At 73.6% G+C, this 17,771-nt stretch carries 13 protein-coding genes; 10 read left to right on the top strand and 3 right to left on the bottom strand.

Annotated elements, in window-relative coordinates; all coding sequences use genetic code 11:
- Positions 1-64: 64 nt before the first annotated feature.
- Entirely contained in the window at positions 65-3,070 is a 3,006-nt protein-coding gene (locus tag ACIGYR_RS14165) for an AAA family ATPase (protein ID WP_399598910.1), read from the top strand.
- 317 nt (positions 3,071-3,387) lie between these two features.
- On the opposite strand, the gene ACIGYR_RS14160 is transcribed toward ACIGYR_RS14165, so the two are convergent.
- From ACIGYR_RS14160 to ACIGYR_RS14150, 3 genes are all read right to left on the bottom strand, one after another.
- Entirely contained in the window at positions 3,388-4,554 is a 1,167-nt protein-coding gene (locus ACIGYR_RS14160) for an SGNH/GDSL hydrolase family protein (protein ID WP_399600195.1), read from the bottom strand.
- A 446-nt stretch (positions 4,555-5,000) separates the two neighbouring features.
- A complete protein-coding gene (locus ACIGYR_RS14155) occupies positions 5,001-6,803 on the bottom strand; it encodes an alpha-galactosidase D (RefSeq protein ID WP_399598907.1) in 1,803 nt (600 codons plus the stop codon).
- A gap of 165 nt (positions 6,804-6,968) precedes the next feature.
- The gene (locus tag ACIGYR_RS14150) at positions 6,969-8,729 is read right to left on the bottom strand and encodes a M4 family metallopeptidase (RefSeq protein ID WP_399598905.1); all 1,761 of its coding nucleotides are present in this window, start codon (positions 8,727-8,729) and stop codon (positions 6,969-6,971) included.
- Between the two features lie 337 nt (positions 8,730-9,066).
- Between ACIGYR_RS14150 and ACIGYR_RS14145 the strand changes: the two genes are divergently transcribed.
- The 9 genes from ACIGYR_RS14145 to ACIGYR_RS14105 all read left to right on the top strand — a co-directional run bounded on the left by ACIGYR_RS14145 (position 9,067) and on the right by ACIGYR_RS14105 (position 17,740).
- Entirely contained in the window at positions 9,067-10,263 is a 1,197-nt protein-coding gene (locus ACIGYR_RS14145; protein WP_399598902.1) for a serine hydrolase domain-containing protein, read from the top strand.
- Between the two features lie 87 nt (positions 10,264-10,350).
- Positions 10,351-11,028: an AIM24 family protein gene (locus ACIGYR_RS14140; protein ID WP_399598899.1), complete on the top strand. Its 678-nt coding sequence runs from the start codon at positions 10,351-10,353 to the stop codon at positions 11,026-11,028.
- Between the two features lie 153 nt (positions 11,029-11,181).
- Positions 11,182-12,222 (top strand): tetratricopeptide repeat protein, encoded by a 1,041-nt coding sequence (locus tag ACIGYR_RS14135; protein ID WP_399598896.1) that lies wholly within the window; start codon positions 11,182-11,184, stop codon positions 12,220-12,222.
- The gene (locus tag ACIGYR_RS14130) at positions 12,219-13,244 is read left to right on the top strand and encodes a polyprenyl synthetase family protein (protein ID WP_399598894.1); all 1,026 of its coding nucleotides are present in this window, start codon (positions 12,219-12,221) and stop codon (positions 13,242-13,244) included. Before ACIGYR_RS14135 ends, ACIGYR_RS14130 begins: the two co-directional genes overlap by 4 nt.
- A 99-nt stretch (positions 13,245-13,343) precedes the next feature.
- A complete protein-coding gene (locus ACIGYR_RS14125; protein ID WP_399598892.1) occupies positions 13,344-14,303 on the top strand; it encodes a threonine/serine dehydratase in 960 nt (319 codons plus the stop codon).
- 143 nt (positions 14,304-14,446) lie between these two features.
- Entirely contained in the window at positions 14,447-16,027 is a 1,581-nt protein-coding gene (locus ACIGYR_RS14120) for a protein kinase (protein ID WP_399598889.1), read from the top strand.
- 37 nt (positions 16,028-16,064) lie between these two features.
- Positions 16,065-17,036 carry an LLM class F420-dependent oxidoreductase gene (locus tag ACIGYR_RS14115; RefSeq protein ID WP_399598887.1) on the top strand — a complete coding sequence of 324 codons (972 nt, stop codon included), beginning with the start codon at positions 16,065-16,067 and terminating at the stop codon, positions 17,034-17,036.
- A 66-nt stretch (positions 17,037-17,102) separates the two neighbouring features.
- The gene (locus ACIGYR_RS14110; protein ID WP_399598884.1) at positions 17,103-17,252 is read left to right on the top strand and encodes a hypothetical protein; all 150 of its coding nucleotides are present in this window, start codon (positions 17,103-17,105) and stop codon (positions 17,250-17,252) included.
- A gap of 62 nt (positions 17,253-17,314) precedes the next feature.
- Entirely contained in the window at positions 17,315-17,740 is a 426-nt protein-coding gene (locus tag ACIGYR_RS14105) for an SsgA family sporulation/cell division regulator (RefSeq protein ID WP_399598881.1), read from the top strand.
- Positions 17,741-17,771 lie beyond the last annotated feature (31 nt).

Raw genomic sequence — 17,771 nt, 5'->3', positions numbered from 1 at the left:
GGGTGCGCCGGGCGGAGGCGCAGGTCCCGGAGGCGTTGTCGGTGCCGCATGTCAGGATGGGGGCGTGTCGCAGACCGCCTTCACCGCAGCGCCGTTGATCGGACGGAACGAGGAACTGGCCCGGCTCACGGGCGTACTGGAGCGTGCCCGGGGCGGCGCGCCCGGCGCGGTGCTGCTCGCCGGGGACGCCGGCGTCGGCAAGACGCGGCTGCTCGACGAGGTCGCCGGGCGGGCGGCGCGGACCGGGACGACCGTGGTCACCGGGCACTGCGTGGACCTCGGCGACGTCGGCCTGCCGTATCTGCCGTTCACCGAGATCCTGGGGCTGCTCGCCACCGACGAGCGCTTCACGGCCGTACTGGCCGCGCATCCGGCGGCGGACCGGCTGCTGGGCGCCGGCCCGGACGCGGCCGGGGGCCCGGACGGGCGGCTCAGACTCTTCGAGGACGTCGCCGGGCTGCTGGCCGATCTGGCCGCCGTCGCCCCGCTGCTGCTCGTCCTGGAGGACCTGCACTGGGCCGACCAGTCCTCCCGGGACCTGCTGCGCTTCCTGCTCGGGCGGGGCGTGCTGCACCGGCCGGGCGGCGGCGCCCCGGGCCGGCGGCTGGCGCTTCTCGCCTCCTACCGCGCCGACGATCTGCACCGCCGCCATCCGCTGCGGCCCCTGCTCGCCGAGCTGGTCCGGCTGCCGGGGGTGGAGCGCCTGGAGCTGCGGCCGCTGCCGGATCCCGAGGTCGCCCGGCTGGTGCGGGCCCTGGAGGACCGACCGCTGCCCGACGCCGTCGTGCACGGCATCGTCGCCCGCGCCGAGGGCAACGCGTTCTACGCGCAGGAACTGCTCGCGGCGGCCGACGCCGGGCCCCTGTGTCCGAGCGAGGCCGGCAGCCCGGCGGCGGACGCCGACGGGGTGCCCAGCGGCCTGGCCGACCTGCTGCTCATCCGGGTCGAGCAGCTGTCCGAGACGGCCCAGCAGGTGCTGCGGACCGCCGCCGTGGCGGGGCGGCGCGTGGAGCACGCGCTGCTGCGCGAGGCGGCCGGGCTGCCCGAGGACACGCTGGAGGCGGCCCTGCGGGAGGCCGTCGGCCATCAGCTCCTCCTCGCCCAGGACGACGGGACATACACCTTCCGGCACGCTCTGACGCGCGAAGCGGTCTACGCCGACCTGCTGCCCGGTGAGCGGTCCCGGCTGCACGGCGGGTACGCCCGGCTGCTCGCCGCCCGCGGCCGTACCCCCGAGACCGCGGCGGAGCGCGCCCACCACTCCCGGGAGAGCCACGACCTGCCCGAGGCGCTCGCGGCCCGTCTGGAGGCCGCCGACCACGCCCGCCGGCTGGGCGCACCCGCCGAGGAGCTGCGCCACCTCGAAGCGGTCCTGGACCTGTGGCCGTCGGTGCCGGCGTCCGCCCGGCCCGTCGGACAGGAGCTGGACCGGATCACGCTGACCCTGCGCGCCTCGGCCGCCGCGGCCCACGCCGGGGAGGTCCACCGCGCGGTCTCGCTGACCCGCGCGGCGCTCGCCGGGGTCGGCGAGGACACCGACGACGAACTGGCCGCCCGGGTGCGGTACACGCTGGCCGGGAACCTGCTGACCGTGGACAGCCTGACGGCCGCCTTCCGCTACAGCAGTGAGGCGCTGGCGATGATCCCGGCCGAACCGCCGTCGCGGACCTGGGTGTGGGCGGCGGCCACCCATGCCGCGGCGGCCCGTCAGGTCGGCGAGGAGGAGACCGCGCTGCGGATCGGCCGGCAGGCCCTGCGGGTCGCCGAGGAGCTGGGCATGACCGCCGCCCAGGCCGATCTGCTGGTCTCCCTGGCGAACACCGAGGCCGGCGGCCGGCGCTCCCCTGAGGGCCGGGAGCAGCTGCGGCGGGCCAGGGACCTGGCCCGTTCCGCCCGGAACGCCCCGGTGGAACTGCGCGCGCTGTTCGGCCTGGCGATGGGCGCCTTCGAGGCGGGTGACCTGGCGGAGTGCCTGCCCGTCGTGGCCGAGGGGCTCGACCGGGCCCGCCAGGCCGGGCTGCTGTCCTCGGCGTATCCGCTGGAGCTGCGCTACCTCCAGCTGGTGGCGCTGTTCACCCTGGGCCGCTGGGACGAGTGCCTGCGCGTGGCGGCCGAGACGGCCCCCGCTCTGCCGGCGGCGGGCGGCGCCTTCGCGACGAGCCCCGCCCTGTTCGTGGCCCTGGCCCGCGGCGACGAGAGCGCCGCCGCCCGGGCACGTGCGCTGCTGCGGGGCCCGTTCGACTGGATGGGCACGCTGGTCGCCGGGATCGTGCTCACCGACTCCGCCGTCCGGCGCGGCGACGTGGCGGAGGCCATGGAGCGGATGCGGGAGGCGGTCGCGGCCCTCGGCGACGGTACGACGCGCCGGCCGGGCGTGACGGTCCGGCTGGCCGCGCTCTGCCTGACGGCGGTCGCCGACCGGGCCGTGGAGCTGCGCGCCACGGGCGACGCCGGCGGGGACCTGGCCCGCTGGGCGCGGACCGCGGATGAGCTGGTGGAGTCGGCGCGGGCCACGGCCGAGCAGGACGCGGAGGGCGGGGTGCAGGGTCCCGAGGGCCTGGCGTGGCTGGCCCGCGCCGAGGCGGAGTGGGCGACGGTCGTGTCCGGGCCGGACCCGGCGGCCTGGGAGAAGGCCGTCGCCGCGTTCGGGTACGGCGACGGGTACGAGCAGGCGCGGAGCCGGCTGCGGTGGGCGCGGGCGCTGCTGGCCGTGGAGCGGACGGCACAGGCGGCGGAGCAGATGCGGCTGGTCCGGGCGACGGCGACCGGCTTGGCCGCGGCGCCGCTGCTGGAGGAGATCGACATGCTCACCCGCCGGAGCCGGCCCGGGGCCGAGCCGGACGGCGCGCAGGCACCGTCGCTGACCGCGCGGGAGCGGGACGTGCTGCGGCTCCTCGCCCTGGGCCGCAGCAACCGGCAGATCGGCGAGGAGCTGTTCATCACCGGCAAGACGGCCAGCGTGCACGTCTCCAACATCCTCGCCAAACTGGGCGCCGCGAGCCGCACGGAGGCGGTGGCGGTGGCCCACCGCCGGGGTCTGGTCACACCGGAGCCGGCCGAACCCGGGTGACGAACCCGCGCAGGGAGGCCGGGCCCAGGCGACGGTCCCGCGCAGAGACGGCCGGACCAGCGACGGCCCCGCGCAGGGACAGCCGGACCCAAGCGACGCACCGGAGCCGGCCGGACCCACCTGCCGCACCGGAGCCGACCGGACCCAGGTGACGGGCCCGCGCAGGGACGGCCGGACCCAGGTGCCGCACCGGAGCCGGCCGGACCCGGCTGACAGCCCTGTGCAGGGACAGCCGGACCCAGGCGACGCACCGGAGCCGGCCAAACCAGGTGACGGCCCCGCGCAGGGGCGGTCGGCCGGCACCGGGTGGTGGTGGTTCAGCGGGCGCAGGTGAGACCGGCTGGGTCGACGGCGTCGGCGAGGGCCTGCATGCCCTTGTCGTTGGGATGCAGATGGTCGCCGCCGTCGAAGAACGGCAGGAGGCGCTCGGGGTCGTACGGGCTGCGCAGGACGCGGTCGAAGTCGGTGACGGCGTCGAAGTCCCCGCTGCCGCGCAGGTACCGGTTCACCTCCTGTCGTACGGCTTCGGCGGCCGGGTCCCATTCGGGCCAGCCCTTGAACGGGCCGATGGTGGCGGCGACCGCGCACCTGCCCGTCGCGTGCGCCCGCCGGGCGATCTCCCGGTAGCCGGCGACGAGGTCGGCCGCGGTGACACCGGTGTGCGCCTTGAGGTCGTTGACGCCCTCGAAGAGGAAGACGGTCCGCACTCCGGGCTGGGTGAGGACGTCCCGGTCGAGCCGGTGCAGCGCGGCCTGGCCGGCGCCGTCCGCGAGCAGCTTGTTGCCCGAGATGCCCGCGTTGGCCACGCCCTGGACGGCCGTGCCCGCCGCGTTCAGGCGCCGGGCGAGGTAGTCGGGCCAGCGGCGGTTCAGGTCGGTGGTGGACTGCCAGCCGTCGGTGACGGAGTCACCGAGCGCGGCGACGGCGCCGCCGGCCGCGCCGGAGGCCCGTACGGCGACGGAGTCGATGTACCACCAGGAGGTGGTGGTCCGCGTCCAGTCGGCGCCGCTCTCCTCGGCGGTGTGCGCGCCCTGGCCGGTGTAGGAGGTCTGCATCGCCATCCAGTGACCGGTGGCCGGTCCGGCCGCATCGGGGGTGCGCAGGCTGACGACGAGGTCGGAGCCGGCCGGGAGCCGGCCGGGCAGCGGATCGCTCCAGGCGACGGCTCCGGCCGGGACGGTGACCGTGCGGGTGCCGCCGAAGGTGAGCGGCCGGTTGCTGCCCGGCCGCAGGGCGGCACCCCGGTCGCGCAGGCCGGCGTACACGCCGTCCAGGGTCAGCGGCCGGTCACCGAAGGCGTTGGTGAAGCGGACGCGCAGGCCGGTGCCGCCGATGCTGGTGTGGACGATCAGCCGGTAGCCCTGGCCGGCCGTGCCCTCGCCCATGCGATCGGCGCTCGCCGCCCAGGTGACCACGTCGGAGGCCCGGGCGGTGCGCGCGGGCGGGGTGGCAGCCTGTGCGGCGCTCGCCGACCGGGTGACCACGTCGGAGGCCCGGGCGGTGCGCGCGGGCGGGGTGGCAGCCTGGCCGGCGCTCGCCGACCGGGTGACCACGTCGGAGGCCCGGGCGGTACGTGCGGGCGGGGTGGCGGCCCGGGCGGGCGGCGCGAACTGGCAGGTGAGGGCGGTGAGCAGGACGGCGGCGATACGGCAGCAGCGCCCGAACCGGCCGGTCACCGGGCGAACTCCCGGCGCGTGGCGGTCCGGCCGGGGCGTCCGCGGACCGCCCGGAACGTACCTGCGTGTCCCACGGTGGTCATGGTGCGGCCTGCGGCGCGTGTCCGCACCTCGGTCGGGGGACGAGCGAGTGCTCGTCGGCGGGGGGCCGCCACCGCGGCCGGTGACGGGCGGTGACAGTGGGGGGTTGGGTGCGCCGGGGGGCCGGCCTTCTCGCCGTGTCTGCCGGGCGGGTGTTCCATGGCGGGGTCCGATCACTGACGGGGGGACGAGGGGACGTCGATACGGTCGATGTCCGGGGCATAGTCCGCACCGCTGTCGAAGGTGACGGTGTTGCGGCCGGCCCTGAGGGTGACGGGGACGCTGACCGTCTCGGCGGTCCCCCAGTCACCGGTGGAGGGGAACGTGTGGCGGGTGCCGACGCCGGAGCCGGCGGTGACGGTCACCGGCCGGGCGTCGCCGCTGACGTAGGCCACCTTGATCAGATAGGTGCCTGACCGGGCCACGACGATGTCGTTGAAGCGGAGCGTGCCGCCGCCGTAGAGGTCACCGACCTTCTTGCCGCCGGAGCAGGCCGGGCAGTCGGCGACGGAGGCCCGGCCGCCGAGGGTGTTGGTGCCGTCCTCGGCCTCGTGCGCGCTGGTGGTGAGCGCGCCGCCGTGCGGGGTGACGGTGAACAGGCGGGAGCCGTGGGCGGGCAGGGCCTCGGTGATCTTGTCCTTGCGGGAGCCGAGGTTCTCGTGGTTCCACAGGTCGCGGACGGTCGCCCGGCCGGTGAAGCCGAGGGAGGAGAAGTCGGCGGTGACGGCGGCGGGGGCGTCCGCGAGGTTGAACAGGGCGACCGTGTACGTGCCGTCCGGGTTCTTCGCGGCCCACACCTGCTGGGGGTCGGAGGGGGTGACCGGCCGGGCGGGCGGGGTGTCGCCCTGGTCGACGGCGATGACCTCGCGGTTGGTGAGCAGCTTGACGCCGTAGTCGTCGAGCCGGGTGAGGTCGTCGCCGGTGTAGAGAGGGGACTTGGCGATGGCCCACAGGGTGGCGTAGGTCTGCCGTTCGGCCTTGGTCAGACCGTCCATGGCGCCGTTGCCGACGTCGAGGGAGTCCAGGTCGTTCCAGCCGCCGGGACCGGCGTGCTTCGTCCAGCCAGGGGTGTCGGTGAAGCGGTCGTCGACGGAGTTCTCCCAGCTGACGAGGGTGTTGCAGTAGCACTCGACATCGGTGTCGACGCGCCAGCCGTGGGAGTGCTTCCGCCAGTCGGCGGCGTGGCCGATGTCCAGGGACCAGGACAGTTCCAGGTGGATCGGCCGGCCGGTGGCGGCGATCGCCTTCTGCCAGGCGGCGACGTCGGCGACGTTGTCGTAGTTGTCGCCGCTCTTGAAGGAACCGGGCCCCACGCCGTCGAGTTTGAGGAAGTCATAGCCCCAGTCCGCGAGCGACTGGGCCTGGGAGTCGACGTACTTCTGGGTGCAGGGTCTGGAGAAGTCGAGTTTGTAGGCGCTGTCCCAGCCGTTGGTGGTGCGCAGGTCGCCATGGACGATGTCGGCGGTGGTGCAGCCGTCGGCGTTGCGGATCGGCACCTTGCCGTCGCCGTACGCCTCCTTCTCCAGGCCGACCGGCAGATAGATGCCGGCCTTGAGGCCGAGTCCGTGGATGTGGTCGGCGACCGCCCGCATGCCGTGCGGGAAGCGGACCGGGTCGGCCTGCTGGCGTCCGTAGGCGTCGTAGCCGGGCTTCCAGCTCTTGTCCCGCCACCAGCCGGAGTCGATGTTGACGTACTCGTAGCCGTAGCGCTTCAGCCTGGTGGCCAGGGCGTCGACCTGCCGCAGGACGTTGGCCTCGGTGAGGTAGCTGTAGTCACCGTCCGGGTTGAGGCCGGGGTACCGGGAGGACTGCATGCTCCAACTGGACCAGCCCATGAAGGGCTTGGCGGCCGTGACCGGCGTGGTGTCGGCCTGCGCGGTGGCCGGGACGGCCGTGGCGAGGCCCGCGATGAGGGCCAGGGCGACGGCGGCTGTGAGCCCGCGCACGGGCGGGACGGAAGGTGAGGGTGACCGCATGGCCGGGAAACTAGGACCCTTATTTTCCGCTGTCAATAAATAAAGCGGCGGATGTTACGGGAGCGGTCGGGACCCGCGGCCGGCCGCAAGAGCCCTGCCCGGACCCGGACATGCGGATGCCCCGCGCGAGGCGGGGCATCCGGTCGTGCTGGTGCGCGCTGTCCGTCAGTGGTGGGCGCGCGGCGTGTTGGCGGCGGTCACGTTGACCGCGGCCCACGACTTGTCGACCGTCTTGTACTCGGTGCTGTTCGCGCCGTACAGGTCCTTGGCCGCCTTCAGGGTCGCGAGACGCGCCTGGTGGAAGTCGGTCGTGGAGACCATGTAGCGGGTGAGCGCACGGTAGTAGATGGCAGTCGCCTTGGAGCGGCCGATGCCCTTGACCGTGACGCCGTGGTAGGTCGGCGAGTTGTAGGTGACGCTGCCGATCTTCTTCTTGCCGCTGCCCTCCGCGAGGAGGTAGTAGGCGTGCGAGGAGACACCGGAACCGGCGTGCACCTCGGTGAAGTAGGTGTCCGGCGACCAGTAGTCGATCGTGCCCTCGAGCTTGTCGAGGGACGGGTGGTCCAGGCGGCGCAGGAACTTCTGCGCGAGGCCCAGCTTCTCGCCGACCAGGTAGTCCGGCGTGTCCTTCGTGTTCTTGGCGTAGAACTCGACGTTCGAGCCGAAGATGTCCGCGAGCGACTCGTTGAGCGAGCCCGGCTCGCCGTACTGGTTGCCCTCGGAGTCGACGATGGTGGGCTGCAGGTTGGCGGTCGCCTCCACCACGCCGTGGGTCAGCTCGTGACCGGTGACGTCGAGGACGACGAGCGGCTTCTTGAACATCTCGCCGTCGCCGTCGCCGTACAGCATGCAGTTGCAGGTGGGGTCCCAGAAGGCGTTGGCGACCTTCTTGCCCCAGTGGACCATCGCCTGGGCGGCCTTGCTGTTGCCCGCGATGCCCTTGCGCTTGAAGGTGTTCTTGTAGAAGTCCAGCGTCTTGGTCACGCCGTACTGGGCGTCGGCCGCGGCGCTGACCCGGCTGGTGGTCTTGCCGTTGCCCCACACGTTGGTCGTGTTGGTGAACTTCGAGCCGGCGCCGAACTTCTCCGTGTACGAACCCTTGGCGTCCCGCGTCTCGGTGCCGTACCGGCTCGGGTCCTTGAGCTGGTAGTGGCCGCGCGAGGTCGCCGTGGTGGTGAGGCCGACGTTGCCGACGAAGAGGGTCTTGCCGGTGCCCTTGGCGGACGTCGGGTAGTGGGTGACACCGGAGGCACCCGAGCCGACCAGGCCCGGCACTGCAGAGCCGGAAGCGGTGCCGGTGGCCGGGTCGAGGGTCTCGCCGCGCTCGCGCAGGGTGTCGAGCAGCTTGGGCGAGAGGAACTCGTCCCGGTCGGGCGTGTTGCTGCGCACCTTGCCGGTGACCGCGTCGACGACGACCGTGCGGGAGCTGTCCTTGTCGGTGACGGTCACCTGGTAGGCGAGGGCGGAGGTCTCACCACGGGCGTCCACCACGAGCTGGGCACCGCCCGCGTCGCCCTTGGCGGCCTGGGCGGCCTTGGCGGCGGCCTGGTCCGCGGTCAGCTTGGCCTCGGCGGCCGGCTTGACGGCGTGGTCGGCCGCACGGGTCACGCCCGTGTAGGCCAGTCCCCGGTCCAGGTGGACGATGAGGTCGCCACCGAGCACCGGCAGGTCGTTGTGGGTGCGGACGAAGCGGACGTGGCGGGCGCCCTCGGGGTCGATCATGACGTCCTGGGCGTGCAGTGCATCGCCCTTCGAGACGCCGGACGCCGAGGCGTGCGCGAAGGCCGCGGTGCGCGCCGCCTCCACCACCACCGTGGCGTTCGGGGCGGCGGAGGCGGCGGACCGCTCCACCCCCGTGGAGGGGCCCGCGAAGGCCGTACCGGCCAGGCCCGTGGCAGCCGTGGTCACCGCGACGGCGACTGCCACGGTGCGTATGTGCGGTCTACGCAATCTGATCAGGGTTCCTTCGTTCACAGGCGATCGGGGTCACCAACCGCCTTGAGGCATGGCGCACTTGGGCGCCATGGGGGCTGTTCTGGCCCCGAGGGACAACCCTTGCGGATCAGTCATGGGCACGTAAAGACGGAATGATCCATTTCGCGAACTTCTATGACAATCCTTTACGAATGGGGGGCCACAGAGTGATCGCGGGACAGCCGACTGTGTGTCGGCTGTGGAGACGTCGTCTTCATCCCCTAGGTTCCCTGGGCGGAATGTGACCGACATCGCATCAGAAAACCCGAGCCGACAGGAGTGACAGAGGATGGTCTCGACAACGGTGGGACGGGGAGCGGTCCTCGGAGCGGTCGCGCTGTCGCTCCTCGCGGTCCCGGCGCGGGCCGCGACATGGGAGCCGGACAGCCCGGCGGCGCTCCCGGCACCCGACACCGCGGGCCTGGCCGCGGTGCTGCGGTCGGTGGTGGCCCAGGGCGCACCCGGCGCACTGGCCCGGATCGACGACCACGGCCGGACGTACCGGGTCACACACGGCGTCGCCGACCGCGGCAGCCGGCGGGCCATCTCGACGGACGACCGGTTCCGGGTCGGCAGCATCACCAAGACCTTCTCGGCCGTCGTGCTCCTCCAACTCGTCGACGAGCACCGGCTCGCGCTCGACGCGCCGGTCAACCGCTATCTGCCGAACCTGCTGCCGGACGACCGGATCACGGTCCGTCATGTGCTGAGTCACCGCAGCGGCCTGTACGACTACACGAACGACATGTTCGCCGACAGCGTCTCCGGCTTCGAGGCGGTCCGGACGAAGGTCTTCACCTACCGGCAGCTGGTCGCCCTCTCCCTGCAGAGGCCCCGCACCAACGCCCCCGGCGCCGCCTACTCGTACTCCAACACCAACTTCGTCGTCGCCGGCCTGCTCATCGAGAAGCTCACCGGGCAGCCCGTGGGGAGCGCGTACCAGAAGCGCGTCATCGAGCCGCTGGGGCTGGCCGACACGTTCTACGTCCATCCGGACACCGCGATCCCGGGCCGGTACGCCCGCGGGTACCTGACCCCGGACAAGGCGGGCGCCCCCCTGGTCGACGCGACCACGCAGACCGTGTCCTGGGCGCAGAGCGCGGGGGCCGTCATCTCCAGCGCGCGGGATCTGGACGTCTTCTACGGCGCACTGCTCGGAGGGAAGCTGCTGCCGGCCGCGCGGCTCGCGGAGATGGAGCGGTTCACGAAGGTCGACGGCACGACGGCGTACGGGCTCGGGCTGCGCCGGCGCGACCTGTCCTGCGGGGTGTCGGTGTACGGGCACACGGGGGCGGTGCAGGGGTACTACTCGTACGCGTTCACCACGAAGGACGGGGGGCGCAGTCTCACGGCTGTGGCCAACACGTCGAACAACGGGAAGGTGCTGGGCACGTTGGCGGGGGCCCTGGAGTCGGCGTTCTGCGGGAAGCCGAAGACGGAGCAGAAGGCTGAGCAGATGGCCGAGCCGAAGGCGGGGCGTGAATAGGGGCTGCCGGGCGCGGCTGTTCGGTGGCTGAATCGATACGTTGCGTGATCTTGGCGGAATGCCATCGTCCGGGACACCATGCCCGGCATGAAGGGTGACCTCTTTTCCAGTCAGCACGTCGTGCAGCCGGCCGTACAGCCGGGCATGTCCGTCGAGAACGCCAAGTGCATCCGGTACGCGGTCGAGGGCGAGATGTACGCCCGGCAGGGCGCCATGGTCGCCTACCGCGGCGACCTGAAGTTCGAGCGCAAGGGGCAGGGTGTCGGCGGCATGCTCAAGCGTGCGGTCACGGGTGAGGGACTGCCCCTCATGGCGGTGCGCGGGCGGGGCGAGGCATGGTTCGCGCACGAGGCGCAGAACTGTTTCATCGTCGAGGTCGAGCCCGGGGACCAGTTCACCGTCAACGGCCGCAACGTCCTGTGTTTCGACGCCTCGCTGGCGTACGAGATCAAGACGGTGAAGGGGTCGGGCATCGCCGGTGGCGGCCTGTTCAACAGCGTGTTCAGCGGGCAGGGCCGGCTCGGCCTGGTCTGCGAGGGCAACCCGCTGGTCATCCCGGTGTCCACGCAGTCACCGGTGTACGTCGACACGGACGCGGTGGTGGGCTGGACCGCGCAGCTGCAGACCTCGCTGCACCGTTCGCAGTCCATCGGCTCGATGCTGCGCGGCGGCTCCGGCGAGGCCGTGCAACTGGTGCTCCAGGGCGAGGGGTTCGTCGTGGTGCGGCCGAGCGAAGTGACACCCCAGAAGGCCCAGCAGCACTGAACCTTCACATCTGATCCGTTCCCCGCGGGCAACCCCCGCCGCCGTACCGGCGTCTTGATCCACAACAGACCGGGCCCCGGCCCCACAGGGCCGGGGCATCTTTTCGAGACGCTATACACGACATGTATACACTCCGTGTATAGAAGGGTACGCATGTACGGCAAGGCTTTCGCCCCGGAGTACCAGGGCGCCCTCACCACCCTGTCCGTGAACTCCTCGCTGGTCGACGTACTGGCCGAGGGCACCGAGCGGCTGCGCGAGGCCGAACGCGCCGGGCGGCCCGGCGAGGCGGCGCGCTGCGGGCTCGCCGTCGCCGAGGCGCACCGGCGACTCGGCCACGTGGAGGAGGCCGACCGGGCCTGGAAGGCGAGTTACCGCGCCGCCCGGGAGGCCGGCGACACCGCCGCGATGGCCTGGGCGCTGTGGAGCGGCGGCACGCTGGCCCGGCAACGCGGGGCGTTCCCGCTGGCCTGGCGGCTGCTGAAGCTCGCGGCCGAACTCGGCGAGCGGGGCGGGGACGTCGTCGTGCGCGGCTACTCGCTGGCCGGGCTCGCGGAGACCGGCCGGATCCAGGGCGACTACGCGGCGGTCGGCCGGCTGCACGAGCAACTGCTGGCCGAGGCGCGCAAAAGGGGCGAGGCCCGGCACACGGTGTGGGCGCTGGAGGGCATCGCCCAGATGCACCGCAACACCGGCGATCACGACAGGGCGTACGCCCTGTTCGAGGAGGCGGCGCAGATAGCCGGCCGGGCCGACGACCGGCGCGGGCACGCCTGGGCGCTGCGCGGACTCGCGGACGTCCTGTCGGTGCGCGACGGCGCCACGGAACGGGCGCTGGAGCTGCTGGCCGAGGCGGAGGCGACCTGCCGGGACATGAACCTTTCCAGCGCGCTCGCCTACAACCACAAGATGCAGGGCAACGTCCTGTACCGGGCCGGCCGTCACGCCGAGGCCCGCGACCGGTACGAGCTGGCGCTGACGGAGTTCCGGACGATGAGCGAACCGCGCGGCGAAGCGCTCTCCCGGCTTGGGCTGGCCAAGTCCCTCGCCCGGCTCGGCCGCGACCGTGCCGAGACCGCGGCGGAACTCGCCGACCTGGCCCGGACGCTGGAACGCAGCGGGCTGCGGCACGCACGGGAGATGGTGGCCCGGGCACAGCGGGAGTTCGGCCTCGACGCGGAGGTCGTACGGTGACGGCGCTCACCTCACCGGTGCGGGAGTCCGCTCCCCGGATCCTCGCCCGGTGCCGGGAACTGGTGCGGCCTCGGCTGCGCGAGGCGGTGGAGCGGCTGCACCCCTGGGTGGCCGAGATGGCCGCGTACTCCTTCGGCTGGTGCGAGGTCGGCGGGGCGCCCGCCGCCGCGCCGGGCGGCAAGGGCGTGCGGCAGGCACTGGCCGTGCTCGGCGCCGAGGCCGCCGGTGCCGACGGGCGTGCCGGTGTCCCGGCGGCGGTCGCGGTGGAGCTGGTGCACGCCTTCTCGCTGCTGCACGACGACATCATGGACGGCGACGCGACCCGGCGCCGCCGCCCCGCCGTCTGGCAGGCGTACGGCACGGGGCCGGCCGTACTGGCCGGGGACGCCCTGTTCGCGCTGGCGGTGGACACACTCGCCGCCGCGCCGGAAGGCCCCGGCGCGGTACGGCTGCTCTCCTCGGCCCTCGCGGATCTGGTGCGCGGTCAGGCCGACGACCTGCTGTTCACCACCCGGCCCGGTACCGGGCCGGACCGGGTGACACCACGGGAGTACCGGGCGATGGCCGAAGGCAAGACAGGCGCGCTGCTGGGCTGTGCCCTCGCGCTGGGTGCCGCGCTCGGCGGGGCGTCCCGGGACACGGTCGGCGCGCTGGACCGGGCCGGCCGGCACCTCGGGGTCGCCTTCCAGCTCGTCGACGACGTGCTCGGCATCTGGGGCGACCCGGCCGTCACCGGCAAGCCCGTGGGCGGCGATCTGCGGGAGGGCAAGAAGACGTTCCCGGTGCTGGCCGCGCTCGGTTCCCCGGCGGCCCGGCGGCTGCCCTCGCTGCTCGGCTCCGCCGAACACGCGCAGGAGGCCGCCGCGCTGATCGAGGCGGTGGGTGGCCGTGCGGCGGCGCTGACCGAGGCCCGCGCCCAGACGGCCGCCGCGCGGCGGCTGCTCGCCGGCGCACCGCTGGCCCCGGGGCCCGCCGAGGATCTGACCCGGTTGCTGGACCACCTGGGGGAGCGCGCGCTGTAGCCGAGTTCCATGATCCGGAACACCGTTGACCGCCGGCCTCCCCGCGGGCGAAGGTGCGAACGGCGCGGCTCCCGACCCGCGCCGGAAGGGTGCAGCACCTTGATCGACATCTCGGACATCGAAGCCGCCGCACAGCGGATCGCCGGGCACGTGGTACGGACGCCGACGGTGCCGAGCCCCGGCCTCGGCGCCCTGCTCGGCGTCCCGGTCACCGCCAAACTCGAACTGCTCCAGCGCACGGGCTCGTTCAAGGCCCGTGGGGCCACGGCGAAGCTGCTGTCGCTGAGCGAGGCCGAGCGGGCGGCGGGGGTGGTCGCGGTCAGCGGCGGCAACCACGGCATCGCCCTCGCGGTGATGGCGGCGGCCCTCGATGTGAAGGCCACCGTCGTCATGCCGCGCACCGCGCCCGCGCGCTCCATCGCGCTGGCCGAGGACGCCGGGGCGACGCTGCGGCTGACCGACGGCATGGACAGCGCCTTCCAGCTGGTGACCCGGCTGCGGGACGAGGGCCTGACCCTGGTCCACCCCTTCGACGATCCGGCCGTGGTCGCCGGACAGGGCACCGTGGGGCTGGAGTTGGCCGAGGACGCCGGGGAGCTGACGGACGTCGTCGTCAGCGTCGGCGGCGGGGGCCTGATCGCCGGCGTCGCGGCTGCCCTGCGCGCCCGGCGTCCCGGGGTGCGCGTGTGGGGCGTGGAGACCGAGGGCGCGGAGGCGATGTCCGGCGCGCTGAAGGCCGGCGGCCCGGTCCCGGTGCCGCTGTCCTCCCTGGTCACCACGTTGAGCGCGCCCTCGGTGTCGCAGCTGACGTACGACCATGTGTCCGCGCTGGTCGAAGAGGTCCTGGTGGTGCCGGACCGGGACGCGGTGCGGGGCTGTCTGGAACTCGCCGACCACGCCAAGGTGTGGGCCGAGCCGGCCGCGGGCTGTCTGCTGCCGGCTGCCCGGCGGGTGGCGGCACGGGCCGGCGCGGGCGCGCGGATCGGGCTGGTGGTGTGCGGGGGCAACACGACGCCCCGCGAACTCACCGGCTGGGCCGACCGCTTCGGGCTCCTGTGAGCCAGGGAGGACATCCCGAAATCGCAAGCCCCTTCGAACGTTTGAATAAAAGGCAGGAAAGGGCCTGAATCAAGGATTCTTTGAACGCACCCCCGCGGGCGACGCGTACCTCTGGGAAAGTCCGGCAGGGGTTTCAGCGAGGGATGACCATGGTCAAGGCGCACGTCTTCGCACACGAGTTGGTCGCCGGGCGGTACCGGCTCCTGGAGGTCTTCTCCCGCGAGACGAACCGCCTGTGGTGGTACGCCGAGGACGTAGCCGCGCGGCAGCCCCGTCTGGTGGCGCAGACCGCCCTGCCGGAGCCCGCCGACGAGGACACCGCGCGTCGCGTCACGGCCCGGGTCGTCCGCACGTCCGAGACCATGCGGCTGCTGCGCCCGGGCCGGGTCGCCACGGTCGTCGACGCGGTGGTGGAGGCGGGCGTCCTGTGGACGGTGACCGAGTGGATCGACGGCCGGCCCCTCGGCGAACTGCTCGACCGGGAGGGGCCGTTCGCCCCGGTGCGGGCGGCCCGAGTCGGCCTCGAACTGCTGGAGGTGCTGGAGGCCGCGCACGACGAAGGTGTCACGCACGGCGAGCTGAGCCCCGGGCAGGTCTTCGTGCGGGACGACGGCCCGGTCGTCGTCAGCGGCTTCGGACTGGCGGGCGCGACACTCGTGCCGCGGCTCACCGCACCGTCGTACGCCTCCCCGGAGCAGGCACGTGACGAGCGCATCGGCCCCGCGGCCGACCTGTGGGCGCTGGGCGCGCTGCTCTACACGATGGTCGAGGGCCGGCCGCCGTTCCGGGACCGCGGCCGGCCCGAGGCCACGCTGAGGGCGGTGGACCGGCTCCCGCTGCGCACCCCGCTGCGTGCGGGCCCGCTCACCCGGGGCGTGCAGGGGCTGCTGCGCAAGAACGCGCAGGAGCGGCTGACCCGGCCGGTGGTCCGCGAGGCGCTGACCCGGGCGCTGAGCGAGGACACCGGCACGCACTCACCGCCGGCGCCCGAGCCCCAGCCGCGCGGTGCCCGCACGGGCGTGCGCCGTGCCGGGCCGGTGCCGAGCGGACCGGTCCTGGCCGTGGGCACCGCGCTGGCCGCGCTCACCCTGGCCGCCGCGGTGCTGGCCGCGACCGGCGCGCTGCCCGGCACGGATTCCGCGTCCTCCCCGCCCCGGGCCGCGGTCCCGGCCGCCCCCACCGACCGGCACACCGGCGGTGACACCGCGCCGACCCCGACACCGACCGCCTCGGCCTCCGCCGCCCTGCCGGCCGGATACCACCGGTACAGCGCCCCCGAGGGTTTCTCGGTCGCGCTGCCCGACGGCTGGAAGCGGCTGGCCACGTCCCGGGTGACCGGTCTCGCCTACCGCGTCACCCTCGGCCGGGGCGGCGACGCGCCCACGCTCGCCGTCACCTACAGCGAGCGTGTCGGCCCCGACCCCGTCGCCGTGTGGCGGGACGACGTCGAGCCCGGGCTCGCCGAGCTGCCGGGCTACCGCCGGGTCGGCCCGGTCCGGGCCACCACCTACCAGGGCCGTGAGGCCGCCGACCTGGAGTGGCTGGCGGGATCCGGGGAGGCCCGGGTGCACACCTTCGGGCGCGGCTTTCTGCTCGGTGGCCGGCGGGGCTTCTCCCTGCGCTTCACCACCCCCGACGCGGCCTGGGACGACGCCGCCAACCGGCTGGCGCTGAAGACGTTCCTGCGGACGTTCCGGGCACCGGAGGACCGACCCGGCCGGTAGGCCGTTTTTCCTCCGCCCAGCCGGGGACTCGCTCAGCATGGTGCAAATCGGATACACGATGATGACCGAGCAGGCCGGCCCCCGGGATCTGGTGGAGCACGTGGTGGGAGCCGAGGAGGCGGGCTTCGACTTCTCGGTGATCTCGGACCACTACTTCCCGTGGCTGCGCGCCCAGGGACACTCCTCCTACGCGTGGAGCGTGCTGGGCGCAGCCGCCCAGGCCACCTCGCGGATCCCCCTGATGACCTACGTCACCTGCCCCATCCTGCGCTACCACCCGGCGATCGTGGCGCAGAAGGCGGCGACCGTGCAGTTGCTGTCGGAGGGCAGGTTCCGCCTCGGGCTCGGCGCGGGCGAGAACCTGAACGAGCATGTCGTGGGCGGCGGCTGGCCCCCGGCTGACGTCCGTCACGACATGCTCGAAGAGGCCGTGGGGATCATCCGGGCGCTGTTCGAGGGCGGCCATGTCACCCACCACGGACAGCACTACGACGTGGAGTCGGCCCGCCTGTGGGACCTGCCGGAGACGGCGCCGCCGATCGGCATCGCCGTCTCCGGCGAGCAGTCCTGCAAGCTCGCCGGGCACCTCGCCGACCTGGTGATCGCGACGGAGCCGAAGGCGGGCCTGCTGGAGGCGTTCGACCGGCACGGCGGCAGCGGCAAGCCCCGGGTCGGCCAGCTGCCGGTGTGCTACGACCCCGACCGGGACACGGCCGTCAAGCGCGCCCACTCCCAGTTCCGCTGGTTCGGCCTGGGCTGGAAGGTGAACGCCGAGCTGCCGCACCCCGACTCCTTCGAGGCCGCGACCCAGTTCGTGACCGAGGACGACGTCGCCGCCTCCATCCCGTGCGGAGACGACCCCGACGACTTCGTGGAGGCCGTGCGGCCCTACGCGGAGGCCGGGTTCGGGGAGATCGCCCTCGTGCAGATCGGCGGCGATTCCCAGCGGGACTACCTGGACTGGTCGGCGAAGACCCTGCTGCCGGCGCTGCGGGAGGCGTTCGCCTGACGCGCTCGCTGTACCGAGGCGCCCGACCGCGCGCGCCGCGTTCCTCGCCGACCCCTTCACCGCCCGGTGACCAGGTCGTTCGAGGAGCTGGCCTTCGACGGCGCGCAGGACTTCCACGAGGACGACAAGGTCCAGCGCCTGGCGGAGTTTCAGCGGGCCGTAGGCGGCTGTCCGACCGCACTGCGCGGCGCCTGCGGGAATCGGTCTCACCGGTGAGCATTCCCGGCGCTGCCGGGGTACTAGAGGGCTCTACGCCCATTGTTCCCGGAGGCCCCCGCGTGAACTCGCTCGTGCACAAGACCCTGGTGGTGCAGCTCCTCGCGCCCGGCACCGGACGGTGTCCGGTGCTGGCCCATCTCGGTTATGACGCGGACGACCCGTTCGCCGTCACCGCCGTCTTCGCCCACGACGGGCATGTGCTGGCCCGCTGGCGGCTGGACCGGGAGATGCTCTCCGCCGGTTTGACCGGACCGGTCGGCGTCGGTGACGTACGGCTGCGGCCGGCCGCCACCGGCCTCTGGCACGAACTGCGCATGGAGTTCCTCGGGGACACCCGGCCCGACGGCAGCCGGCACCGGGCGGTGGTGTTCGCCTGGGCGCCCGCGATCTCGGCGTTCCTGCGCGAGACCCACCAGATCGTCCCGCCGGGGCAGGAGCACGTCCCGGTGGACGAGTTGCTGGCGGAGATCCTCTCCGCGGGCTGAGTAGCCGTACTCATGTCCGCGGATCCGGTCC

The sequence above is a fragment of the Streptomyces sp. NPDC053076 genome (genome assembly GCF_044546845.1).
Lineage (GTDB): Bacteria > Actinomycetota > Actinomycetes > Streptomycetales > Streptomycetaceae > Streptomyces.
Note: the sequence above shows the minus strand (reverse complement) of the source record. Positions and strands in the feature narration are given on the sequence as shown.

Excerpts from the sequence above, each read along its gene's own strand:
- ACIGYR_RS14155 (WP_399598907.1), bottom strand. The coding sequence starts at position 6,803 with ATGCGGTCACCCTCACCTTCCGTCCCGCCCGTGCGCGGGCTCACAGCC.
- ACIGYR_RS14145 (WP_399598902.1), top strand. The coding sequence starts at position 9,067 with ATGGTCTCGACAACGGTGGGACGGGGAGCGGTCCTCGGAGCGGTCGCG.
- ACIGYR_RS14140 (WP_399598899.1), top strand. The coding sequence starts at position 10,351 with ATGAAGGGTGACCTCTTTTCCAGTCAGCACGTCGTGCAGCCGGCCGTA.
- ACIGYR_RS14135 (WP_399598896.1), top strand. The coding sequence starts at position 11,182 with ATGTACGGCAAGGCTTTCGCCCCGGAGTACCAGGGCGCCCTCACCACC.
- ACIGYR_RS14120 (WP_399598889.1), top strand. The coding sequence starts at position 14,447 with ATGACCATGGTCAAGGCGCACGTCTTCGCACACGAGTTGGTCGCCGGG.
- ACIGYR_RS14115 (WP_399598887.1), top strand. The coding sequence starts at position 16,065 with ATGGTGCAAATCGGATACACGATGATGACCGAGCAGGCCGGCCCCCGG.